The following is a 25,017-nucleotide window of genomic DNA, read 5'->3' as shown; positions in this document are numbered from 1 at the left end:
TCTATTTTAAAAACATTTGTTTGTCAACCACATTTAATTAAGGTTGACAAAAAACTCCCAAGCGACAGATCATACTATCGTTTGGGAGAAAAATGGAGGCTATTCGGCTGTTAAACGTAATACAGATTCTAATAGGACATTTACACCTTTTGCACAATCATCCCAGTCTGTTAACTCATCTTCAGCATGACTTTTTCCATTTACACTTGGAACAAAAACCATAGCAGATGGAATATAAGTCGCAATAAATTGGGCATCGTGCCCAGCTCCACTAACCATTCGCTTATATGAATAACCTAAGCCTTTGGCGGATTGTTCCAGTATGTTTACAATAGCTGAATCAAACCAAACCGTATCTCTGCCCCACAGTTTTCGCAAGGTGACATCACAATCTTCTTTCATGGGAGAAGATGGAATAGCTTGAATAATTTCTTCTACTTGTTTAATAATCGCTTCATCTTGATGACGTGCTTCTAAAGAGAATACAACCTTATTCGGAATAACCGTATGAATATTGGGGCTAACATCTACCCTACCTATTGTAAATACTATGCTTTCATCCAATTGACTTAACCTATCCCGTAATTGACTAATTACGCTATTCGCAGTAAATAGTGCATCTTTTCTCATTTGCATTGGTGTTGTACCAGCATGATCCGATTCACCTGTAATTTCTATTTCATAACAAACCATTCCGACCACACATTCTACAACACCAATTTTTAAGTATTCCTGTTCTAAAATTGGTCCTTGCTCAATATGAAGCTCCAGAAAAGCCTCGGCCTCAGTTAGTCGATTCGCTTCCTGTCCAATATAACCACTTGCTTCCAACGCTTCCTTAAACGTTATCCCTTGATTATCTGTGGACTGTAGCATTCTGGTTTTATCAAATTTTCCTGAGATGACCCCTGAAGCCATCATCGAGGGTTCAAACCTTGCGCCCTCTTCATTTGTTATATTAGCAATAACAATAGGTATTTGCGGTTTAACCTTATTTTCGACGATCGTTCGTACCACTTCAAGTCCAGCTACTACTCCCAATACGCCATCAAATCGTCCGCCTTTTTCTACAGAATCTAGATGCGATCCAATTACAATTGGTTGCTTCTCATTATTGACGCCCGCTAGTCTTGCATACATATTTCCCATATCATCATAGAATACGTCCATTCCTAGATTTTCACAACATGATTGAAAGTAGGACCTCACTTTTAAATCCTGCTCTGATAAGGCAAGGCGAGTTACGCCATTATTTGCAGTCCTGCCAAAATCTGCGAATTTCTCCAATGTATCTCTTAAACGTTCTCCATTAACCAAAACTTTTTGGTTTTCCATTTCCTTCATCTCCCCTTTTGTTAGTGTTGCACAAGTCACTTGATTAAGTAATCGTTCCTTCTCTTCCTTGCCTAATAAGTAATGTCGTCAGGTACTTCCTGCTCTCGGGATTGGTTAAGCGAATCGTTCTTTGCTCATTTGTCTCTATCCGTTCCATATGGACCACATCCCCATCTAAATTACTTGTTATCCTTGTCATTTTAAAACCACTATGAAGCAATTGATCAATTTGATTCTTTTCCGTTTCAAAAACATCGTAAACTGTCATCCTACGCCTCCTCTTTTAATAAATGATTGCTACCTTCCTCTTCTACACTCTCAATAACCCAATCCCTTCCTACTGTTATTCCTAAACTAGGATCCTCAATCTCCTTCTGCTGATATTTTCTGAAGTACCAATATTTAGCTAAAATATAATAGCTAGCACCAGCTATAAGAAAACCTACTATAAACGAATATTCCATTAAGAATATTGCGGCTACTCCCCCAATCGCCCAAGCGATAAACCCAGCTACATTTATCCCTCCAGCAAATCGATATTGACCATCTGAGCGATACAAATCTTGTACATTAACTCTTCGCCTCCGTAATAAATAATAATCTGCAAAAAGTATTCCCGTAATCGATGCTAATACCGCTCCAATAAATAGTAATACCTGTGTTAATACTTCATAAACACTCCATGGTTGGATAACCGTACCTACGATTCCTACAATAAATACAGCAACCATATTTGAGACTTTTGGTCCTAACACATTAGAAAATACCGCAGAAGCGGGAATGATATTCGCAGCCGTATTTGTAGACCATTGTGTTAAAACCACCATTAACAGTAACATTGCTAACATCCATCCAGATGAAGCATCTTGTAAGGCAATAACAGGATTCGAAGTACCAGAAACAACAAAAGCCGCTGCGCCAATCATAATCATAAATGCCTCTGTTAATGGAAGAGCAATGACACTGCTAATGAAGGTTGTCTTATTTCTTTTGAACCAGTTTCTTTCAAATTTAGGAGCCTTAAAAAAGCGGGAAATCGTCGGAATATCAGTTCCAATAGTTGCCCAGAACCCCATATTAGCGAAAACTACAATCATAAAAGCGGTAAAAGCTGCCCCTCCAGTTACCGGACTACCAATCCATGTCCATACATCACTTCCACCGAGTTTCGCTTCCTCTGACAATGTCATGTAAATAATTAAGGACAAAACAACAATAATCGGAGCTGCTAAATCAGCGAATCGTTCGACCCATTTAATCCCTGAAGCTGTATTAATTAATTGAAAGACTGCAAATACAATATAGCACCCTAATAAATAATCAAATGAAGGGAAAAACGTATGTAAAATAGCATTAATTGCGGTTGCACCAAAGTATGTATTGATTCCAAACCAAAATGAAGCAGCTAATGCACGAGTAATGGAAGGTATATGCGTTCCCAATGTACCAAATGGTGCGCACATATAAACTGGAAACGAAATTCCATGCTCTACACCGATATCACCAATGATGGAAATAAAACCACCAATAGCAATTGATCCGATTAATGTTGCAAGTATAACCAGTGGTAAAGGAATATTTTGTATACCCGAAGCTCCTATATCAAAGGTTGCCAGAAGAATAGCCATTCCCACCCACATGGCACAAAAGCCAACTACATTAATATTTCGCTTTTGATATGAACTGGCAGCAGATCTGGAGATTTCAAATAGGATTTCTGGTTTGTTTGCATTTTTTTCTCATCCCTTCTGATCCCAAAGTTATATAGAATAACTGCTTGACGTGTTAGGAACATCAAGCAGTTATCTTGCTTTTACGAGTTTTTAATTAAAGTCGTAGCTTTTGCTTCGTCTTTAGCTTTAAGCCCAAATTTATTACATTTCAGATAGCTCCCCACCCCCGGTCTACCGACAAACTGTCTATCCTTGATGACATATTTCCCTCTGGAAAAAACACTCACTGGTTCACCGATTACCTTTATCCCTTCTAATGCACTATAATCGACATTCATATGATGTGTTTTTGCAGAGATTGTCCGTTCCACAGCGGGGTCAAATAGCACCATATCTGCATCACTTCCTGGTGCAATTGTTCCCTTACGTGGAAATAATCCAAATAATTTAGCTGCTTGCGTAGATACCATATCAACAAATTCATGAATGGAGATTCTTCCTTTATGGACTCCCTCTGAATACATCAAACTAAATCGATCTTCCACAAACGGACCGCCATTAGGGATTTTCGTAAAGTCATCCCTGCCAAGATCCTTCTGGCCGTTAAAATTGAACGAACATTGGTCAGAACCAATGGCTTGCAATTGTCCACTTTTCAAAGCATTCCATAACACCTCTTGATTATATTTCTCTCGCAATGGTGGTGACCAAACGTATTTCCCACCTTCAAAATTAGCTTTTTCTAGGTAAGATTGATCTAAGACCAAATACTGTGGACATGTTTCTCCATATACACGAAAACCTTTACTACGCGCTTCAGCAATTTGTTCAACCGCTTCTTCACATGTAACGTGTACCACATATAATTGAGAATCTGCTAATGCAGTTAATTTAGCTGCTCTACCCGTCGCTTCCCCTTCTGCCTCTGGAGGTCGGGTCAGTGCGTGATAGATAGGATCTGTTTTACCTTCAGCTAACGCCTTTGTCGTCAAATAGTTGATGACATCTCCATTCTCTGCATGTACCATTACTAGCCCACCATGCTCTTTCGCAGCCACCAGTATTTTAAATAAAACTTCATCATCTGCTTGAAATACACCTTTATAAGCCATGAAAACTTTAAAAGAAATTACCCCTTCTTGTTCAATAATTTCTGGAATTTCATTTAGTACATCCTCATTGATTTCGGATATTTGCAGATGAAATCCATAGTCAATTACCGCTTTATCCTGGGACTTGCTATGCCATTTTTCTAGTGCACTTTTTAATGACTTCCCTTTATCGGATAAACAAAAATCAATGATTGTTGTTGTCCCACCATACGCTGCCGCAATCGTACCTGTTTCAAAGTTATCAGCTGTTACTGTTCCTCCAAACGGCATATCCATATGTGTATGGGGATCTATCCCACCAGGCATTACATAATAGCCCGATGCATCAACTATTTCTGCTTCTGGTTCATCTATTTGATCACTAATTGATTTGATTTTTTCATCTTCTATTAAAATATCCGCTACATACTTATCAGATGCAGTCACAATCGTCCCATTCTTAATTACTCTTTTCATTGCATATTCCTCCTTAACACTATGAATTAACAATATTTTGCTCAAGCATTTGGATTGCTGTTTGCCGTTCATTCCAAGACATTGGTGTTTCCAACCTCTCAGCTTCAACCATGTCAATAGCACCATCAACTGGACAAACGATCGAGCATAAATTACAGCCGACACAGTCTTCTTCTCGAACTTCTAGATATTCGATTCCATGTTTATCTTGTAACATATCAATACATTGATGCGATGTATCTTCACAAGCGATATGGCACTTATTGCAATTAATACAAACATCGGTGTTTATTCGTGCAACGATCTTATGATTTAGATCAAGATTGCTCCAATCAGTATACCTTTCTACAGACCTTCCAACAATGTCGCTAACAGAAACAATCCCTTTATCATCTAGGTAGTTATTTAAACCATCCACTAAATCTTCAATAATCCGAAAACCATGGTGCATAGCCGCTGTACAAATTTGCACGCCACCTGCACCCATTAGCATAAATTCAACTGTATCTTGCCAAGTGGATACACCGCCAATCCCAGAAATAGGAATGGTAATATGCGGATTTCGAGCTGATTCCCCTATCATATTTAGGGCTATTGGTTTAACGGCAGGGCCGCAATAACCACCATGGGCCCCCTTCCCATTTACATTCGGAATCGTATTCCACGTATCTAAATCAACACCTACTAAACTATTGATTGTATTAATCATACTAATGGCGTCTGCTCCTCCTTGTTCTGCAGCACGAGCAGTAGCAGTTATATCAGTAATATTCGGCGTCAATTTGGTAATCACAGGAACCTCAGCAGCCTCTTTTGCCCACATGGTAGATTTTTCTACTAAATCTGGCTGCTGGCCCACAGCAGATCCCATGCCGCGTTCCGACATGCCATGAGGACAGCCAAGATTTAATTCAAATCCATCCACTCCAACAGCCTGGACACGTTTCACAATCTCATGCCATTTCGCTTGTTTTGGTTCAACCATAATCGATGCTATAATTGCGCGATCAGGGAATCGCTTCTTCGTTTCATAGATTTCTTTCAGGTTTTCTTCAATCGGTCGGTCAGATATTAATTCTATGTTATTGAATCCAGCAACTCGCTGTCCATTAAAGTGATGCGCTCCAAACCTAGAAGTTACATTAAGAACAGGATCACCAAGCGTTTTCCACACGGCTCCACCCCAGCCGGCCTCGAAAGCTCGCTGTACTTGATAACCTGTATTCGTCGGCGGTGCAGATGCTAACCAATATGGATTAGGGGATTTGATCCCCGCAAAATTAATACGTAAATCAGCCATATCCATCCTCCGATCATTGATTTCTTTCATTATGCAGTTTCTGTTTTTGATGGTTTGATTGATCTATGAATAGCATAAGCAGTTTCTTTGCCTTGTTGGGCTGCAGAAACAACCATTGCCTCACCTTGTCCTTTCCCAAATATGACATCACCCGCAGCGAAGACTTTCGGATTAGAAGTTTGGTAAGTTTCTTGATTCACACGAACAACACCATCATGATGTACTAACTGAAATTCCTCTATTAGTGACCGATATCTTGTTTGGCCGATTGCTTTTACGACAATATCCACATCCATCATAAACGATGAATCTTTTACTTCTACTGGACGTTTTCTGCCACCCACCTTTTCCTCTATTAATTCCATTTCGATACATTCTAGTTTGGTAACTCGTCCATGTTCATCGCCAATAAGCCGTTTAGGTGCTGTTAACCATCTAAATTCGACTCCATCTTGCTTAGCGAATTCATACTCAAAGTCGTAAGCTGACATCTCCTCAACCGTACGACGATAGAGTATTTTAACGTTCTTAGCACCAAGTCTTACTGAAGTAGTGGCTCCATCAACCGCTGTATTACCAGCACCAATCACTGCTACCCGCTTATCAACAAATTCATCTGCTACTCCATATGTTTTTGTACGTTCAACTAATTCGATGGCATCGTAAACGCCTGCCAATTGTTCACCTTCAATTCCTAACATTGGTACCTTAGACATCCCAATAGCTAGTATCACAGCATCATGATTATCCAAAAGTTCCTGTGGCGAAATGTCTTTGCCGACTTCTACACCGGTACAAATCTCCACCCCCAGTCTGCTTACTTGATCCACTTCCCATAACGAAATCTCTTTCGGTAAGCGAAATGGGACGATTCCAAACGTATCTAATCCACCGGCTTCCTCTTTCGCTTCATAAATCACAACATGATAACCTAATAAAGCTAATTCTCGTGCAGCTGATAAACCTGCTGGTCCACTTCCGATTATTGCAATGCGCTTATCATGCTTCTCTCCCTGTTGGAATAGTAATTGTTCATTTTTAATGGCCCAATCTGTTGCGTATCGTTGTAAGTCTCCAATCATGATTGGACTGGTAGAATGATTTAATACACAAGCTCCTTCACATAACTCTTCTGTTGGGCAAACCCTAGCACAGCTCGCCCCCACTGGATTTGCTGTCATAATTGTTTTTGCAGAACCCTTTAAATTTCCGGATGCTATCTTTTTAATGAAGGATGGTATGTCAATTCCTGTCGGACACGCCTCCATACATGGCGCATCATAACAGTATAGACACCGATTTGCTTCATTGATCGCTTCCGCAGAATTGTAACTCGGCTTAGCTTCTTCAAAGTTTTCTAATAGGGTCGTTAAAGTCATAGACGGTTGTTTCGAATCGTTCAATCGTAAACCTCCTTCTACATCTTGACAGTTCATTTTTAATTATCATTTACACTTCAAACATGTTATCTTTCCTTACATAAATTATTATAATTTTTTTATTTTTCAAATACATTAGACAAAGTGTTAAAATTTATTTACAAAAACAGGACATACCGTCAAATCATTCCTCAATTTATGTAATGTCCGAATCAGATAATGTGAGATTTTCTTACATTTATTTTCAATATTCTACAAACGCAATCTCCTTAAACAAAGGTAAATGATGTTTACCTTTGTTTAAGGCAGTCGCATTTAGAGATGGCTTCTAATACAAAAAGAGCTCAGGCCATCTATTGTCGATAGCCTAAGCTCGTTCATCATTTCCGTTTTATTTTTCTGGTGCTAATTCAATAGCTTGATTCAATGCTTCTAACATACTTCTTTCATCAACCATTCCTTTACCAGCAATATCAAATGCTGTACCGTGATCTACACTTGTACGAATAATTGGTAATCCGACTGTTATGTTCACTCCTGCCTCCAAGCCTAACACCTTAATAGGACCATGGCCTTGATCATGATACATAGCAACAACAATATCAAAGTCCCCACGCTGCGCACGGAAGAATAATGTATCTGCCGGAAGTGGCCCTTCTACTTGAATCCCTTCTTCCAGCGCTTTCGTAACAGCTGGTATAATCTTCTCTTCTTCTTCCCCATAACCAAATAATCCATTTTCGCCAGCATGCGGATTAATTCCACAAACTCCGATTTTCGGCTCACTTATACCGGATTTAGCTAATGTATGATGCGCAAGACGTATAACATTATATACACGTTCTGGCTTAATTTGGTTAATTGCATCAATGATTCCCACATGTGTTGTTACGTGAATTACTTTTAGTTTAGGAGAAGAAAGCATCATAGAAAAATCTGTTGTATCGGTTAATTGCGCCAATATCTCCGTATGTCCGGGATAAAGATGACCACCTTTATGCAATGCTTCCTTATTTAATGGCGCCGTACATATGGCGTCAATTTTATGTTTATTCGCTAATTCAATAGCTGTACGTAAATATTGAAAAGCAGCATTCCCAGCCTCTGCTGATACTTGCCCATATGGCAAATCCTCCGGAAGCAGGTCTAAGTCAACACATGTAATTTCACGATTATTTCCTTCTGTAAAATCTGAATCTATATTAATTTCTTTAATCGTCATATCAGTCTTTACTATAGATGCGGCCCTTTTTAGCATTTTCGAATCACCTATAACAATTGGATGTGCTCGATCGTATAATTCCTTTTGTTGTAAGCTTTTCACAATAATTTCCGGCCCTACTCCAGCAGCATCTCCCATGGTTATACCAATAATCGGCTTTTTGTTCATTTTGTTTCTTCTCCTTTCAACACTTGCATGGCTTCATATATAGAATTTAGTTTTCCAAAAGAACCAGCTTTCGTAACTACATGATACAACTTATCTGTTCCAATTAAAGTACCTAAAGGTATTCCGGCTTCTACCTGTTTAATCAGATTTATCCCCACACCACCAAGGTGTTTTGCCGTATCTTTTGCCGTGTCCCCACCAGTAAGAACCAATCCAGTTAACTGTTCATTTCTTTTGGCGATTTGTGCCACCATTTCTCCAATTGCTGAAGAAATTCTCTCTCCAATCTGATTAGGTGTAAGAGATAGCTGGTCTGCTAATTGTTTAACTTCCCTTCTTATTTCCTCATTGGATGGAACAAACAGCACAACATCTTGCTCTTCCCGCAAAGCATTGGTACACTGTTGTATGTACTGTTGTTGCTCCCTTTGCCAATTATCGTTAAAAATAGCTGACGTATCAATCTCAACAGCTTGTATATTCGGTTGCTTTTTTGCATATACGATTTGCGATTGGGTTACTTGAGACAGACTACCGCATACGGTCATTACTTGGGATAAACCGATTTTTTTAGTTTCATCATGTAATTGGTCAATTTCTAATACTTCAGGCAATACTTCTGCCAACCCCGCAGACCCTGCCCAAACAATATCTTTAGATAAAGAATTTATTTTTTTGGCTGCTTGGAATAAATCTGTTTGTGTATTGGCATCACACACGATATACTTTATCCCATCTTCTACCATGCGATTGATCCATAGCGTAAAATCGGATAACGAGGCTTCAATCATTTCCTTTGTTAGAACTTCTGCATGTTCTCCTATTTCATTTTGGATAATAGCTGGTATAGATGATTCCAAAACTGGGTGTTTCGGGTCTATAGAAACTTCCGTATTTGCTATTTTGTCTCCTTTCACATAATGAATACCGTTAACTGTAGTTCTCCCAAGTTTCGGATATGCAGGTGCTACAACTATAAAGTCAGGATCAAGTATGTCACCGACGGCTTTTAACTCAGCACCAATATGCCCGCGTAATGTGGAATCCATTTTTTTGTAAACCTGTTGATATCTCGCCTGTTTAATAAACGCAGCAGCCCTTTTAGTAGCCTCAACCGCCTCTCTTCTGGTTAAAGCTCGTGAATTCGTATCAATGACAATTCCACGATCAATCGTTGTTTCAGATGTTGGCGTTTCAAAAAATACAGAAGTGCTAATTCCCTTTTCTGCAAGCTGAACACCACTATCATTTGCACCAGTTAGGTCATCTGCAATTATTCCTATTTGTCTCGTCATTCCTATCCCTCATTTTAGCAAGCTTGAATTCCCCTAATATAATAGTGAAAGCCGTAATTTGATTTTCTATTTCCGTTTATGAATTATGATTCTTCAATAACATAATCTTCGGGTATATTTACTCCTTTTTTCTCCAGTCGTTTGACTAAGAAAGCAACATAGATTGGGAGTAATATAGCCGTCGTTACCGTAGATGCCGCAACTTGCACAGTTGCTAATTCCACATTAGCAGCAAAAGCAGAACTCGCCGCAGCAATTGCAGCAGGAGTTGCTACAGCATTACCCGCTGTGGATCCCTCTGCCGCACCAGCAATAGGATTCCATTTCATCATTTTAAATACAAAATATCCTGCTGTACCAGTAACAAATACAGTTAGTAAACCAAGCACAATACCGCCAAGTCCACCTTCAATAATACTTGCAAAATCGATTCCCATACCTAGTGCAAATGCAAAGAATGGAATTAACATAGAACTTCCTTTATTCAAAAACTCTCTCATGTCTCCATCTAAATTACCAAGAACCATTCCTACAACAATTGGTAATAAAACGGATACAAATGATACTACAGAAAACATACCATCTACAAAGCCCATCGTACCGAAGATAGCTAATGCTACCATCGTGAAAAACGGTCCATCATTTAATGCCAAGAGGGAATATGCCGCTCTATCTGTTTTATCTCCATACTGACCAACCATAGCAACATACAATCCCCCATTACTATTTGTCATGGCAGCAATAATAGCAATCGGAGCTAGCCCCATCCAAAGCCCGTTATCCCCAGCAAACATGTAAGCAAGCAAACCAACGATTGCACCAACGCCCCATTTTGTCGCAAGTAATGTAGCACCTTTCCCTAAACTAACCCCTACATTACGTAAATTAATTTGAGCACCCGTACAAAGTAAAAACAGAGCAATTAATGTGCTAGCACCATCTACAAAAAGCGCTTGCGTAAAGTTACCAATACGTAACCACTCTGGCACGAAAGTGTTCAATAATGCAGCAAATAATAATGGTACAACCATCATACCTCCAGGTATTTTCTCTAATGTGGCTTTAATCTTCATTTTTTTCTCCCCCTCAAAAATTAGATATAAATACAAGTGATAAGAACGGAATCCACAGTTCATTATTAATGAATCAATTATAAAGCCCTTTCATAATCGATTAAAAAAAACTATAGTCTATGGACTAATTATTATCGTTCAAATATGAAACAAAAATTAAAGCGATTTCAGTGATAATTGTACCTTTTCGTATATTATTTTGCAACAGTTAATTTATTCCTACTAAATATCGTTTCATTTTTAAACAAAAAAGAAGAGAAGCAATGTTCTGCTTCCCTTCATGTTCACTCGTTAGCCTTCGTTATGAAGTTTCCTCCACAATGTTGTGCGACTAATCCCTAATCGTTTTGCGGCATTGGATTGGTTATTATTCTCCTCCTCGAGCACGCGCTTAATCACCCGTTGCTCCATTTCCATTAATGTACCCTCTATTGGTATGGAAAAATCACCAATTCCTTTATTTTGTATCAGTTTCTCTACATGCTTTGCTTCAATATAATAACCCGTTGTCATTAAGCTTAGCTCTCTACAAACCTTTTTTAATTGCGCTACATTTAATTCCCACTCCAATTGCATAAGTAATTCCATTGCATCTTCTTTCATTCCAATCGCTTCATAGCCACTGTCCGTATGGAATTCAGCTAAGAAATAATTGATAAACGCTGGAATATCCCTTTTCCTTTCTCGTAATGGAATCATATGAATCGTATGATCCGTTAACTGATCGTATAACTTTTGGCTAAATGCACCCTTTTTTACCAACTTTTCTATCGATGCATTACTTACTGATATTACTTGTACATCTATTGATTTATTGCTTACTATTTTTAACAAGCTTGATTGTTCACTCTTACTCATTTTATCGGCATCCCTTAATAGCAATGTTGCTTGTTTAATAGTTCGAACCAGTTTTTTTAAGCTATTTAACTCAGCATGATTCAATGAACCAGCTACTTCGATGATAGGTACATGACTTCCAAAACGCTCAAAATGTATAATCTTGGCTAATGTCTTTTTACCAGTACCAATTTCTCCGTAAATATAAATGGAATGATTAGTGGACGCATAGGTAGGCATATTGTTAGTTAAGCTTTTACTTTGTTCACTATCCCCGATAATCGGTAAGGGAGAAGGATGACTAGTTACCTTTAAATGAACGTATTCTGGTTTCTCCACTTCTGCGTGTACCAGAATACCTACAAGTGAATCTTCTTCATTTACTTTATATGCCTGAGTCATAAATACCTGATTTTCTCCCTTAATTTCACTCCAACAGTCTGCTCCTGAACTCAAAACTTTACGGATAATGTTGTTCAATTGCTTCGTATGTAAGATTTCTTTATATCTTGGATGTACTTGAAAAACATTGTTGTAATCAACGATTTGCTTCGATTCATCAATTATAACTGCAGGTATTGGTAAAGCGGCAAACATATCAGATAAATATTTTGTTTGATATCTAATTTTATTAGCTAAGTGATGTAACCTCTTCGTTTCTTCAAAAGCATCCATTAACGCTTCTTTTCCTGAAGTAATCAACACTCCACGTAAGCCAAGTTGTTTAGCTTCCTGAACGGTTACAACATCCCCGATTATTACAGAATATCCTTCTTGTTTTAATTCTTGTAAATGGTGTTTTACCTCACTTCTAGATTGGATAGTAATCATTTTTACATTGAGTTCTAATATATTGCACAAAGTTGCAGCACCGCGTGATATATTAGCGAATCCTACAAGTGCAACCTTCTTTTGCAGGCCGCTTATCAATGTAAAAACTCGAAGCATATCATATCCAGTAATATCAATATGAACAACAGGTAACGATACTTCATCTTGTATCATTGTTGCGGTACCACCGCGACTTATAATAATCTCATACCCCTGTCGTTCGGCGTTGCGAGCAATTTCTACCCCTTGTTCTAAATTTGCTGTCTGTATATCTAACTGCATATAATTGGGAATCTGAAGGTTTTTTGCGATTTCAACTAACCCAGGATAAGGGGCAATTAATAATGCTTTAATCAATGTCATCCCTCTTTTTGTTCCATTTTTAAACAACTCTATTATTACATAGTTCGTTTCTCTTGTACATCAACGCTCTTTCAGTGGATAAAATAAGGAACATGATGCAAAATAAAGCTGTTTTGAAATTCATATCAAACCTTGGTATAATATCTCTTGCAAGATAGAAAAAATTGAATAACGGCTACCAAACATTTGTATCTTGCAAATATAAATGATAGGTGGTAAACAACATGGAGAACAATAATTATCAAGTATTATTGTACTATCAGTATGTCCAAATTGATGACCCAGAAAGCTATGCTGATGAGCATCTTAAATTCTGCAAAGACATTGGTTTAAAAGGTAGAATTTTAGTAGCACAGGAAGGGATCAATGGTACTGTATCAGGTACAAAAGAACAAACCAAATTGTATATGGATACGATGCATCAAGATCCTCGCTTTGCAGATATGGTTTTTAAAATTGATGAGCATGATGGACATGCCTTCAAAAAAATGCATGTTCGCCCTCGCAAAGAGTTAGTTACATTTCGATTAGAGAATGATATAAATCCGTTACAAACAACAGGTAATCATTTATCTCCTAAGGAATTCTACGAGGCTATGCAGGATGAAAACACTGTCGTGATTGATGCACGTAATGATTATGAATATGATTTAGGACATTTTCGCGGTGCCGTCCGTCCAGATATAGAAACATTCCGTGAATTACCAGAATGGATTCGTGAGAATAAGGAACAATTCAAAGATAAAAAAGTATTAACGTATTGTACTGGCGGTATTCGCTGCGAAAAATTTTCTGGTTGGTTATTAGAAGAAGGTTTCGAAGATGTAAACCAATTACATGGTGGAATCGTTACGTACGGAAAAGATCCTGAAGTTCAAGGTGATTTATGGGATGGAAAATGTTACGTATTCGATGAACGTATCTCTGTTCCAGTAAATCAAAAAGAACACGTAGTAGTTGGTGTGGATTATTTCGATGGAAAACCTTGTGAACGATATGTAAACTGTGCAAACCCAGATTGTAATAAACAAATTCTTTGCTCTGAAGAAAATGAGCATACGTATTTACGGGGTTGTACACATGAATGTCGGGTGAGTCCTCGAAATTTATATATTAAAGAACAGGAGCTTTCACAAGAAGAAGTGGAACAACGATTAGCACGAATTGGTGAAAGTTTAATGCAAAATGCGTAATGACAAGAAAGAAGACGTCCTTCTTTTATAAAGGACGTCTTCTTTTTATTTTACATCTGGTTAAGAAAACCAGTCACAGCTGTTACTGTCTTTTCTATTTCCTTTTCTCCATGCTGTGTAGATAAGGAATATCGATTACACGGCTTTGCATATATACCTTCTTTTAACAAATGAGCATCTAAATCTTTCCTTAAACGAAAATCAGCAATTTGATATTCACGATAGTTGGTAACCTTTTCTTCCGTAAATACTATATTAAACATTGCTCCTATCCCAATTGCTTGCATAGCAATTCCTTTTGTTGCAAACAGCCTTTCTAATTGCTGTTTTAATTCATTTGTTTGCATGACTACAAAGTCAAACTCATTTTCTAACACTTGAATGGTTGCAAGTCCTGCTGCTAAGATCATTGGATGACCATTGTACGTACCGCTATGGAAAAGTACATCTTTGGAACTTAAATTGGTAGCATTATTTTTAACAGGCGCACTTTCCATCAATATCTCCCGTTTTCCACCGACAACCCCCATCGGGAATCCAGCTCCAATGACCTTTCCTAAAGCAGTTAAATCCGGCTCAATGCCATAGTAGCCTTGTGCCCCTCCCATACCTATTCGAAATCCAGTTTTCACTTCATCAAATAGGAGAACAATACCTAAATCTTTTGTAAGACGACGCAATTCTTCCATAAACACTTTTTGTGCCGGGATAAACCCGCTTTGGATAGGTTCTAATACTACCACTCCGATTTCATCCCTGTGGTGCTTTAGTAACTCAAACGCATATGAATGATTGAACGGCAAAATAACCGTATGGTCTTGATGATAGGCTCCCACTCCTTTTGATGCAGGTACAGATAGAGGTTCCTCTGCTGGGCCAGCTTCATTAACATCTGGATCCACACTTAATAACACCTGATCATAACCGCCATGATAATGTCCTTCAAATTTAGCTATTTTATGTTTTCCAGTATAAGTTGCTGCTAGACGTAAAGCAAGCAAGGTTGCCTCTGTTCCTGAATTCGTATACCGAAGAAGTTCCATGCTTGGAAAGTATTGCTTTAACTTCTCTCCAAAATCTACTTCTAACTCATGCGGAGTTCCGAATAACCACGTACCACTTGTATCTAGTTGGGATTGAATTGCATGTTTAATTACAGGATGTCCATGTCCTAGCATTAATGAACCATAGGACAATAGATAATCGACATATTCATTATCATCCACATCCGTTAAATATGCACCATGGCCTTTCTTCATAACAATTGGATGTGGTTCAAAATATTTAATATTGGCTGTCACTCCTCCTGGCATCACCTGTTTAGCTCTGTCCATATATGCCAACGATTGATTCATACGTTTTATCAACCTGCCCACCTCTTTGCGTTAGTTCGTCTGTATTTTTTGATTGAATAACGAGATATTTATTGTATCGTTTTCATGGTAATGGAATTACATTGACAAGTCGAATTGAAATATTTTATGATCATATAAAAATTAATAATAAGGTGGGAATACAGTTGAACTTTGATCAGCTTGAGGCCTTTATTTATATTGCTAATACAGGGAGTTTTAGTAAAGCAGGTGAATTACTTTTTTTATCGCAGCCATCTATTAGTTCTAAGATAAAAGTTTTAGAAAAGGAGCTAGGCGCGCCATTATTTGAACGTAATTATTCAAACGTTTATTTAACTGAGGAGGGGGAAACATTTCTTGCTTTTGCACAAGCAGCTGTCGACTCCATTCAAAAAGGAAAACGCTCTATTCAAAAACGGAACGAACTATTTGATGGTGAAGTAGTTCTTTCTATTGTATTTTCAGGTGCTGGCTACTTCCTCCCTAGTAGCATACAAGCCTTCAGAGATACTTACCCAAACATTAAATTCAGCGTTTTCTCCGGCCATTCTGATCAAGTCTTAGATATGGTACTTAATCAAGACGTTTCCGCCGGAATTGTTCGCTCTATTTATCACCCACAAATCGAAAGTTTCTGTATCGAAGAAGATGAAATGATACTAGTCTACCATTCAGATCATCCCTTAAGTAAATTAGATAAGCCAACCCTTGAGGATCTAGCTAATTCACCACTAATTTTATATAAGCCAGAGACCAAAGATTGGAAATTAATTCAAAACGCTTTTAAAAAGGTAGAACTGGCTCCAAATATTGTTGCTGAGATTGATAGTATTGATGGTGCGAAAGAAATGGTTAAAAATAATATAGGTGCTTCGTTTCTTCCATATTTTTCTGTTAAAAATGACTTGCATAATGGCTTATTACATACAATTAAAATAGACGGAATTCCTAAAATAGAACGAGATTTTGAATTAATTATTAAAAAAGAACAAACCGTTGATGATGCAACAAAATTATTTATTGATTTCATAACTAACTAACCGGTTACTAACTAAACCATTCATTTTGACAGTGACACCCCCTATTGCTATTCTTTTTTTAAAGGAGGCTATTGGTATGAATGTCTATGATTTTCAAACTACTTTAATAGATGGGAAGGAAAAATCTTTAGCAGATTATCAAGGGGATGTTCTTTTAATTGTAAACACAGCAAGTAAATGCGGATTCACGCCTCAATTGGAAGACTTACAAAACCTATACAATTCTTATAAGGAACAAGGATTTAATGTACTTGGTTTTCCATGTAATCAATTTAATAATCAAGATCCTGGCTCGGACGATGAAATCTCAGATTTCTGTCAATTAAATTATGGGGTTACCTTCCCCATGTTTAGCAAGGTAGATGTAAAAGGAGAAAATATTCATCCATTGTTTAAGCACCTTACAGAAGAGGCGAAAGGTATGTTAACAAAGCAGATCAAGTGGAATTTCACCAAGTTTCTGATTAATAAACAAGGAGAGGTAATTGCCCGCTATGCTCCTCAAACAAAACCAAATCAACTAGCGAAAGATATTGAAGCTGCATTAAAAGCATAATTTAAAGGGAGGCCAATGAACATTTGGTCTCCCCTTTCTCTTACCTTATAGTACCTTATCAAGAAAATCTCTAGCTCGTTCGGAAGTTGGCTGTTCAAAAAATCTCGTAGGTTCTGCTTCTTCTACTAATCTACCGTTATCCAAAAACAAGACCCGATCAGCTACTTCTTTCGCAAAATTCATTTCATGCGTTACAATCACCATCGTCATACCCGTCTGTGCCAGATCTTTGATCACATCCAGTACCTCTTTCACCATTTCTGGATCTAATGCTGAAGTCGGCTCATCAAATAACATAATACTTGGTTCCATTGCTAATGCCCTTGCAATCGCAACTCGTTGTTTTTGTCCACCAGATAAACGGTTGGGATACGTATCCTCTTTATCCGTTAATCCTACTTTCGTTAGTAACTGCTTGGCCGTTTTCTCTGCTTCTTGTTTTGATACACCCTTCACCTTTTGCGGCGCATAAGAAACATTATCTAGTACGGTCATATGTGGAAATAAATGAAAATGTTGAAAAACCATTCCGATATTTTTACGGATAACTAATTTATTGGTTTTAGGCAGCGTAATTTCCTGATCGTGAAGAAATATTTGTCCTTCTGTTGGGTCTTCTAATAGGTTTAAACAACGTAGAAAAGTAGATTTACCTGACCCAGAAGGTCCAATTATAGTCACTACTTCCCCTTGCTTGATTGTAGTAGTTATTTGCTGAAGAACTGTACTTTCACCAAATACTTTCGTAATATTGTTTGCTTTAATCACTTTGACGAAGCCTCCGTTCCACTAATCTTCCTACAGAGGTAAGAATATAAACAATTACCCAATATATGAGACCAGCAAATAACAATGGTTCGAAGTTACGATACAAATCTGAACCAACAACTTGCGCTCTTCGCATAATATCTAAATAACCTATGGTAGATACAAGTGCTGATTCCTTTGTTAATGTAATAAACTCATTCATCATTGCAGGCAATATATTTTTAAATGCCTGTGGTAAGATAATATTTAGCATCATCGGTTTATATGGTACCCCTAAAGCTTCTGCTGCTTCGGTTTGTCCTTTATCTACTGCTAAAATCCCACCGCGAATAATTTCGGAAATATATGCTGCCGAATTCAAACCGAAGGCGAGAACAGCTGATAAAAACGCAGAGATATCATACCCCGTTAATTGTGGTACAGCATAATAAATAATCATGAGTTGTAAAATAAGTGGCGTCCCTCGAAATATTGACGTATACGCATCCGCTAACCACTTTAATAGGGGGGTTTTTGTAATTTTACATAGGGATAAAAGCGTACCTAATATAAATCCCATTAGAATCGAAACACTTACAAATTTTAATGTAGCCCATATTCCCTCAAGTATAAAAGGAATATAAGGCACGATTTGGCTGAAGTCCAAATTCATGCCTTATCACCTCGCTTTTCTCTATCTATTGCTTTATTCAACGTTAGATAACCATTTTTCTTCCAGTTCTTTAATTTTTCCTTCTTCTTCTAATTTCGCTAATGCTCCATTCACTTCATTAACGAAGTCATTTCCTTTCGGGAAAGCAATAGCCATGCCAGGTGAGCTAGTTGTTGGATCATCAAATCCGCTTAACCCTTGCTCCTCTTGATAGCCTACTGCTACGGTCTTATCCATATACCCGACGTCAATTCGATTGGAATTTAATTCTTGAACAAGTAGGCCAGAGTTATCAACTTTCTTCACTTCAAAACCATATTCTTCAGCTAGTTTCTCTGCACCTTCCTCTTGAATCGTACCAAGCTGCACACCAACTGTTTTCCCTTTCAGATCGTCGAGTGATTGGATATCCGAATCAGCTTTGGTTAGGAATGATTCTCCTGAATGATGATATTCCGTCGAAAAATCAACATTCTTTTTACGTTCTTCTGTAGCACTCATACCAGACAAAACCATATCTACTCGATCTGCTTGTAAAGCACCAATTAATCCATCAAATTTCATATCTTCTATGTTTAATTCATAACCTAATTCGTCCGCAATCATATGTGCTAGTTCAATATCAAAACCTTCAAAGTTACCTTCTGGGTCACGAGATTCGAAGGGTGGGAAATCCGCAGAAGTAGCCATCTTAAGTACTTTCTTGCCTTCTGAATTCGCATCACTAGAAGCCTCGCCATTATTACCTTGACTTCCACACGCGGCTAATACCGCACCAATTAGCATGAATACGATAAATAAGTTCGTTAATTTCATCATTTTCTTCCCCTCAATTTCGTTTTTATTTATTAAATGCCCCTTTAATTTCAGAGAGCAATATAGGGTTTGTTATGATTTCAAAACCTGTTTTTGCTAGAGCCAGAGCCCCATCTGCAATTACCTGATGACCTTTATCTGTTATCGTTAAATCCGCAAACTCCTTTGTATGCGCGATTAATCCTGGCTCATCCAAACCAATATAAGGGTGAATGGCTGGCACAACTTGGCTAACATTGCCCATATCAATAGATCCATAGTTTTGTTTAGCTGCTTGCACAGGTTTTTTTGTTATTTCTTGTAAATGATTTGTAAACGTTTTTGATAATGGTTGATTTGTTAGCATATTGTCATAACTCAATTCATAGTTAGATATCTCGAGTGTTGCTCCTGTCATCATCGCTGCACCATTTGCAATATGTTTCACTTGATTAACAACTTCATTTAACATGCGTCTCTCCTTCGCCCGTACATAAAACTGAGCAGTCGCCTTATCAGGTACAACGTTGGCAGCATGTCCACCTTCTGATATGATGCCATGAATTCGAATATCTGACGAAAGATGCTGGCGTAGAGCATTTATCCCATTAAATAATTGAATAACACTATCAAGTGCATTAATTCCCTGCTCAGGAGAGGCTGCTGCATGTGAAGACTTCCCGTAATAAGTAAACTGAATTGCATCCATAGCTAATGATTCTCCACTCTCATAGGAACTGTCACTAGGATGAACCATCATTGCTACATCCATTTCATCAAAAAACCCCTGTTCACTCATTGGCACCTTGGCACCATTTGTCTCTTCAGCAGGAGTCCCTAAAACTATAACACTTCCCCCAACCTCCTCTACCTGTTTGCTTAGCGCAATACCTGCTCCAACACTCATCGTGCCAATTAAATTATGACCGCAACCATGTCCAACTTCTGGTAAAGCATCATACTCAGCTAAATATGCAATCACAGGTCCTGGTTGTTTACCTTTAAATGTCGCTTTAAAAGCAGTTTCTCGATCTGCAATACCAGTTTCAATCGTAAATCCATGACTTGCTAGTAAATGAACGAGAGCTTTCATCGATTCATATTCTTGATCTCCTAACTCTGGATGCTTGTATAAGTCATCACTAATTGTACATAACTCTAAATGAATTTCTTCTATTTGTTGTTTCAAAAACGCATCCATCTTCGTTCCCACCCATATGCATATTTATTAATTTATATGTATATTTATACCACAATATGTATAGCTATGCAATAGTTATTTTATTCCACCATTTCACAGAACGGCAGTCTCTTTTACATTGTCAATTAGTTATGATTAAATGCATAAAAAACTTCTGGACACAACTAGAATAGCTAATCCAAAACCCGAATGGTAAAATAACTATTAATTGAAGGTGAAACAAAGCACAGTTTAAGTACGTATAGCAGAAGCGAAGTATGTTGATGGCGTAATGATAGAAGAAATTTTAAGTGTAAACAAATAATCCGAACAGATTCGAAAGAAACCGTCCGGATTATTATTGGAATAAGATTTTTTTATCTTCGTCTCTTTTTAATAAGCTTTTGCCCAAAAAACTAACTCTTTTGCTGGTTTTCCACAGCATACACAGATATCCGCAACTTGCTCTTGTTCAAATGGAATACAACGGGAAGTAGCTAACGTATCTTCTTTGATTTTCTCTTCGCAAGCTAGGTCTCCACACCACATTGCTTTAATAAAGCCAGGATTTTCATGTAATACACGACTAAATTCTTCTATCGTAGTGGCAATACTTGTTTTTTTATCACGATGATTCTTTGCCTTCGTATACAAATTCAATTGGACTTCTTCTAAAAGTGCCGTCAATCTTGTTTGTAGTTCAGTTAAAGGAACGAATTCTTTTTCGCCTGTATCGCGACGTACAAGAACCACTTGCTCTTTTTCCATATCCTTTGGCCCCATTTCAATTCGAACTGGGATACCCTTCATTTCATATTCATTAAACTTCCATCCAGGCATCTTATCACTAGCATCAATATCAACACGAACAATATCCTTTAATTGATCACGCAATTCATAAGCTTTGTCCAACACACCTTCTTTATGTTGTGCAATTGGAACAATCATTGCTTGTGTTGGAGCAATGCGAGGTGGAATTACTAGCCCTCGATTATCACCGTGTACCATAATTAATGCTCCCATAATACGCGTGGAAAGCCCCCAAGAGGTTTGATGAACATATTGACTATCTCCATTTTCATCTAAGTACGTAATATCAAATGCTTCGGCAAATCCAGATCCAAAATGATGCGAGGTACCTGACTGCAAAGCTTTCCCATCATGCATAAGGCTTTCGATTGTTAACGTGTATTTTGCACCAGCAAATTTCTCTTTATCCGTTTTCTTACCACGCAAGACAGGAATTGCTAGATATTCTTCAACGAGATCCGCATAAATAGTTAACATTTGATTCGTTTCTTTTGATGCATCCTCATCTGTAGCATGAGCAGTATGGCCTTCCTGCCAATGGAATTCCGAGGAACGTAAAAATGGGCGTGTAGTTTTTTCCCAACGAACGACATTCCCCCACTGATTATACAATTTAGGTAAATCACGATAGGAATGAATGTTTTTGGAATAGTAATCACAGAATAACACTTCGGAAGTAGGACGAATCGCAAGGCGTTCTGTTAACTCCTCTTCTCCTCCGTGAGTCACCCATGCAACTTCTGGTGCAAATCCCTCTACATGATCCTTCTCTTTTTGTAATAAGCTTTCAGGAATAAATAATGGGAAGGCAACATTGGTATGGCCTGTTTGTTTAAATTTTTTATCAAGCTCATCTTTGATATTTTCCCAAATAGCATAACCATAAGGTTTAATAATCATAGTGCCACGAACTTGACCATAGTCAACGAGATCAGCCTGTTTTACTACATCTGTATACCATTGTGCAAAATCATCTTCCATTGCAGTTATCTTTTCTACAAACTGCTTATTCTTTTTGCCCAAATCAAACACCTCTTTACGATATATAGTAATAAAATACGATTAAAAACATTAAAAAAATCCTCCATCCAATAAAGGGACCGAGGTTGGTGATACCACCCTTGTTTACGTATATAATGACACTACGTACACTCTATGTTGATAACGGATACGATCCGCACTGCCTTATAACATAGAAGCCTTTCCGACAGTGAGCTCAGGGAGCAGGTTCTAACCATTGCCTTAGGAATTCTCAGCGGCCATTCCCTCTCTAAAAAGACATCCAGATTATACTAATCTCCTTCATTGCTACAGATATTACCTTCACTATATAGTTTACAATTAACAAAGTCAAGATTTAACGAAGGACTTTTGATACAAGGAAAACAAATCACCATCGATATCCTTCTGTTTAAGATACACAAAACCGGCGTGTTTATATAATTGATTTAGACCTGAATTATCAGCCACACAATCAAGTCGAAGAAAGCAATTTGTTCCAGTTAACTGATTATCCATCCATTGTAGAATTTGTTTTCCAATCCCTTTGCCATGATACCTGCTGCCCACAGCAAAGCGATGAAGATAAAAGGCATTATCTTCTCGATGACCCCACATACAAATATCCCATTCATTCTGTTGATTAGAAAGATTAAATGTAGCAACTAGCTGATTATTTTGCTCTACAACGTATGTCGTATCAGATTGGATGTCTGATTGAATCTTAGCGTCTTCCTCTCCAGTTAGTAAATGACCCCATTGTTCTATCCCCTTTGCTTGTACCCATTGTGCAGCAGTTTTCAGTAAATGAATAATTTCATCCATGTCTTCCAATTTTGCTTTTCTAACTGTATATCCACTATATGGATCGTTCAACGCAATATTAATCACAATCCCCCCTGGAAAGAACTTTTGCAGCTAATGTCTTTTCAAAATGCGCCAATGCCCACTCATGCCCTGTGTGATTAAAGCTTGCTACTGCATCCTCATAGACGATAATGTTGAATCCTTTATTAAAGGCATCCATGGCTGTATGTAAAATACAAATATCTGTACAAACTCCTACAAGATGTATTTCCGTTATATCTCTCTCACGTAACTTCATTTCTAAATCCGTACCTTGAAATGCACTATATCTTGTCTTATCAAGAAAGTAAACATTTTCTTTGTCTTGATGTTCTTGATAAACTTTTGCAAGTTTTCCATATAAGTTCCTGCCTGAAGTGCCACGTATATTATGCGCTGGAAAAAGCGAAGACTCTGGATGGTAATTATCTCCCTCTACATGTGTATCTATCGCAAACACAACAAACTCCCCTTGTTGTATAAAGTTAGTTGTATAGTTAACAATAGATGTTTCAATAGCTTGACCTGGCTTTCCACACGTTAACTTACCATCATCAGCCACGAAATCATTCGTATAATCTACATTGATCAAAGCCTTTCTCATTACAGCATCCCCCTATACACTAAAATAAGATAGCAACAAAGAACCAAATAATCATAAACAGCTGGATAATTACTTTAGCTATCGTTCCTCCTAGAAAACCTACTAATGAACCAAAAGAAGCTAAAAGTGCTTCTTGTACGGTTCGTTGCTGCATTAATTCAATGATAAACACGGTTAAAAACGGAACGATTAATATCCCGAATGGAGGAATAATGAATGAACCTACAATAACAGCAATCGCTGCACCACGTTCTCCCCACTTACTTCCACCGTATTTTTTTACAAAATAACCATTTGCAATAACGTCTGCAACAATGAGAATTACCGTAATAATAGACATTGCTATCCAAAATGACATCGTTAATTCATTTGCGTTTATTACAAAGTGATAGATGAGAAAACCAATCCATATCACAAGTACGGATGGAACAATTGGGAAAATGACCCCTACAAAACTTAAAATAAACAATGCACTAATTAAAATCCACATGATTATGTCTAACATAGTTACCTCCAACGTCACTTACTTTTTTGAAAACATATATGATAGTTTTGTTTCCTGCTTCGTAATTATACGTCTGTAGTTCTCCATATGTTTCGCTGCACTTAAAATTGATAAAAAAATGACGATAGAAGTGGGCTCTGGGCCAAAAAAAACAAACGTTGTAATTAAAAAAGAAAGATACATACATAATACACCAACAACTAGGTAATCCGTTGCAAAAGTAAATAATAACAGTATTCCTATTCCAATAACAGCAATTTTCCAATCTATGGCTAATAAGATGCCGACGAGTGAAGCAGTCCCTTTTCCTCCACTAAATTTCATTGTAATTGGATAGTTATGTCCTAGAATAATGAATAAAGCTGTAATATAGACGAGCAATGTTTGCTCTTTACCATTGATCCCATTTTCATTTAAAATATAGAGTACAAGTAATATTGCAAACGTAGCTTTAAATATATCAATTAATGCAACTAGTATCCCATATTTCCATCCAAGTAAAATAGTCGCGTTAGAAGCGCCTGCGTTTTTTACTCCATTCTTCTTTATATCCACCTGTTTATATATACTTACTAGCTGCGATCCATGCAGACAGCCTGCTAAGTATCCAATAATTGAGACAGCTAACGTAATCATTATATCCCCCTTCCTTTTACTCATTATAACGTAA

Annotated in this window: 23 protein-coding genes and 1 other annotated feature; of the genes, 3 read left to right on the top strand and 20 right to left on the bottom strand. The window is 37.6% G+C overall.

Annotated elements, in window-relative coordinates:
- Positions 1-99: 99 nt before the first annotated feature.
- From JKP73_RS18245 to JKP73_RS18200, 10 genes are all read right to left on the bottom strand, one after another.
- Positions 100-1,335 carry a Zn-dependent hydrolase gene (locus JKP73_RS18245; protein WP_200411630.1) on the bottom strand — a complete coding sequence of 412 codons (1,236 nt, stop codon included), beginning with the start codon at positions 1,333-1,335 and terminating at the stop codon, positions 100-102.
- Between the two features lie 43 nt (positions 1,336-1,378).
- The gene (locus tag JKP73_RS18240; RefSeq protein WP_021288652.1) at positions 1,379-1,603 is read right to left on the bottom strand and encodes a hypothetical protein; all 225 of its coding nucleotides are present in this window, start codon (positions 1,601-1,603) and stop codon (positions 1,379-1,381) included.
- A gap of 1 nt (position 1,604) precedes the next feature.
- Positions 1,605-2,963 carry an NCS1 family transporter gene (locus tag JKP73_RS18235; RefSeq protein WP_308436510.1) on the bottom strand — a complete coding sequence of 453 codons (1,359 nt, stop codon included), beginning with the start codon at positions 2,961-2,963 and terminating at the stop codon, positions 1,605-1,607.
- A 185-nt stretch (positions 2,964-3,148) separates the two neighbouring features.
- The gene (gene hydA / locus JKP73_RS18230) at positions 3,149-4,576 is read right to left on the bottom strand and encodes a dihydropyrimidinase (RefSeq protein ID WP_200411629.1); all 1,428 of its coding nucleotides are present in this window, start codon (positions 4,574-4,576) and stop codon (positions 3,149-3,151) included.
- 19 nt (positions 4,577-4,595) lie between these two features.
- Positions 4,596-5,876 (bottom strand): NAD-dependent dihydropyrimidine dehydrogenase subunit PreA, encoded by a 1,281-nt coding sequence (gene preA, locus JKP73_RS18225; protein WP_200411628.1) that lies wholly within the window; start codon positions 5,874-5,876, stop codon positions 4,596-4,598.
- Between the two features lie 29 nt (positions 5,877-5,905).
- Complete coding sequence (locus JKP73_RS18220) at positions 5,906-7,255, bottom strand: NAD(P)-dependent oxidoreductase (RefSeq protein WP_200411651.1); 1,350 nt, start codon at positions 7,253-7,255, stop codon at positions 5,906-5,908.
- A 391-nt stretch (positions 7,256-7,646) separates the two neighbouring features.
- Positions 7,647-8,645, bottom strand: a complete 999-nt coding sequence (pdxA, locus tag JKP73_RS18215; RefSeq protein ID WP_038245766.1) for a 4-hydroxythreonine-4-phosphate dehydrogenase PdxA — start codon at positions 8,643-8,645, stop codon at positions 7,647-7,649.
- The gene (locus tag JKP73_RS18210; protein ID WP_038245768.1) at positions 8,642-9,940 is read right to left on the bottom strand and encodes a four-carbon acid sugar kinase family protein; all 1,299 of its coding nucleotides are present in this window, start codon (positions 9,938-9,940) and stop codon (positions 8,642-8,644) included. Before JKP73_RS18210 ends, pdxA begins: the two co-directional genes overlap by 4 nt.
- Before the next feature lie 83 nt (positions 9,941-10,023).
- Entirely contained in the window at positions 10,024-11,013 is a 990-nt protein-coding gene (locus JKP73_RS18205; RefSeq protein ID WP_200411627.1) for a 2-keto-3-deoxygluconate permease, read from the bottom strand.
- A gap of 291 nt (positions 11,014-11,304) precedes the next feature.
- Positions 11,305-13,038, bottom strand: a complete 1,734-nt coding sequence (locus tag JKP73_RS18200) for a PrpR N-terminal domain-containing protein (RefSeq protein ID WP_038245770.1) — start codon at positions 13,036-13,038, stop codon at positions 11,305-11,307.
- A 230-nt stretch (positions 13,039-13,268) separates the two neighbouring features.
- Between JKP73_RS18200 and trhO the strand changes: the two genes are divergently transcribed.
- The gene (gene trhO, locus JKP73_RS18195) at positions 13,269-14,237 is read left to right on the top strand and encodes an oxygen-dependent tRNA uridine(34) hydroxylase TrhO (protein WP_038245771.1); all 969 of its coding nucleotides are present in this window, start codon (positions 13,269-13,271) and stop codon (positions 14,235-14,237) included.
- A 50-nt stretch (positions 14,238-14,287) separates the two neighbouring features.
- On the opposite strand, the gene JKP73_RS18190 is transcribed toward trhO, so the two are convergent.
- On the bottom strand, positions 14,288-15,613 hold the full coding sequence (locus tag JKP73_RS18190; protein WP_438874671.1) for an aspartate aminotransferase family protein: 1,326 nt from the start codon (positions 15,611-15,613) through the stop codon (positions 14,288-14,290).
- Positions 15,614-15,756: 143 nt separating this feature from the next.
- On the opposite strand from JKP73_RS18190, the gene JKP73_RS18185 reads away from it, so the two are divergent.
- Both JKP73_RS18185 and JKP73_RS18180 read left to right on the top strand, forming a co-directional pair.
- Entirely contained in the window at positions 15,757-16,632 is an 876-nt protein-coding gene (locus JKP73_RS18185) for a LysR family transcriptional regulator (RefSeq protein ID WP_200411626.1), read from the top strand.
- A gap of 76 nt (positions 16,633-16,708) precedes the next feature.
- Positions 16,709-17,188 (top strand): glutathione peroxidase, encoded by a 480-nt coding sequence (locus JKP73_RS18180; protein WP_021288664.1) that lies wholly within the window; start codon positions 16,709-16,711, stop codon positions 17,186-17,188.
- Positions 17,189-17,233: 45 nt separating this feature from the next.
- Here JKP73_RS18180 and JKP73_RS18175 read toward each other — a convergent pair whose 3' ends face one another.
- The 9 genes from JKP73_RS18175 to JKP73_RS18135 form a co-directional block, all read right to left on the bottom strand.
- Positions 17,234-17,956, bottom strand: coding sequence for an amino acid ABC transporter ATP-binding protein (locus tag JKP73_RS18175; protein WP_021288665.1), 723 nt, complete (start codon positions 17,954-17,956; stop codon positions 17,234-17,236).
- Positions 17,949-18,608, bottom strand: coding sequence for an amino acid ABC transporter permease (locus tag JKP73_RS18170; protein ID WP_021288666.1), 660 nt, complete (start codon positions 18,606-18,608; stop codon positions 17,949-17,951). Before JKP73_RS18170 ends, JKP73_RS18175 begins: the two co-directional genes overlap by 8 nt.
- Positions 18,609-18,641: 33 nt before the next feature.
- Positions 18,642-19,427 carry an ABC transporter substrate-binding protein gene (locus JKP73_RS18165; RefSeq protein ID WP_373308334.1) on the bottom strand — a complete coding sequence of 262 codons (786 nt, stop codon included), beginning with the start codon at positions 19,425-19,427 and terminating at the stop codon, positions 18,642-18,644.
- A gap of 22 nt (positions 19,428-19,449) precedes the next feature.
- The gene (locus JKP73_RS18160) at positions 19,450-20,604 is read right to left on the bottom strand and encodes a M20 family metallopeptidase (RefSeq protein WP_200411625.1); all 1,155 of its coding nucleotides are present in this window, start codon (positions 20,602-20,604) and stop codon (positions 19,450-19,452) included.
- Positions 20,605-20,976: 372 nt separating this feature from the next.
- Complete coding sequence (gene proS / locus JKP73_RS18155) at positions 20,977-22,416, bottom strand: proline--tRNA ligase (RefSeq protein ID WP_021288669.1); 1,440 nt, start codon at positions 22,414-22,416, stop codon at positions 20,977-20,979.
- A gap of 69 nt (positions 22,417-22,485) precedes the next feature.
- Positions 22,486-22,708 (bottom strand) — a binding site (T-box leader).
- Between the two features lie 35 nt (positions 22,709-22,743).
- The gene (locus tag JKP73_RS18150) at positions 22,744-23,283 is read right to left on the bottom strand and encodes a GNAT family N-acetyltransferase (protein WP_021288670.1); all 540 of its coding nucleotides are present in this window, start codon (positions 23,281-23,283) and stop codon (positions 22,744-22,746) included.
- Positions 23,276-23,842, bottom strand: a complete 567-nt coding sequence (locus JKP73_RS18145; protein WP_038245776.1) for a cysteine hydrolase family protein — start codon at positions 23,840-23,842, stop codon at positions 23,276-23,278. The genes JKP73_RS18150 and JKP73_RS18145 overlap by 8 nt, the downstream gene beginning before the upstream one ends.
- 19 nt (positions 23,843-23,861) lie before the next feature.
- Positions 23,862-24,347, bottom strand: coding sequence for a DUF456 domain-containing protein (locus JKP73_RS18140; RefSeq protein WP_021288672.1), 486 nt, complete (start codon positions 24,345-24,347; stop codon positions 23,862-23,864).
- Positions 24,348-24,365: 18 nt separating this feature from the next.
- Positions 24,366-24,983 (bottom strand): glycerol-3-phosphate acyltransferase, encoded by a 618-nt coding sequence (locus JKP73_RS18135; protein WP_200411624.1) that lies wholly within the window; start codon positions 24,981-24,983, stop codon positions 24,366-24,368.
- Positions 24,984-25,017 lie beyond the last annotated feature (34 nt).

It is taken from the genome of Virgibacillus salexigens (assembly GCF_014905415.1).
Lineage (GTDB): Bacteria > Bacillota > Bacilli > Bacillales > Amphibacillaceae > Virgibacillus > Virgibacillus salexigens.
Note: the sequence above shows the minus strand (reverse complement) of the source record. Positions and strands in the feature narration are given on the sequence as shown.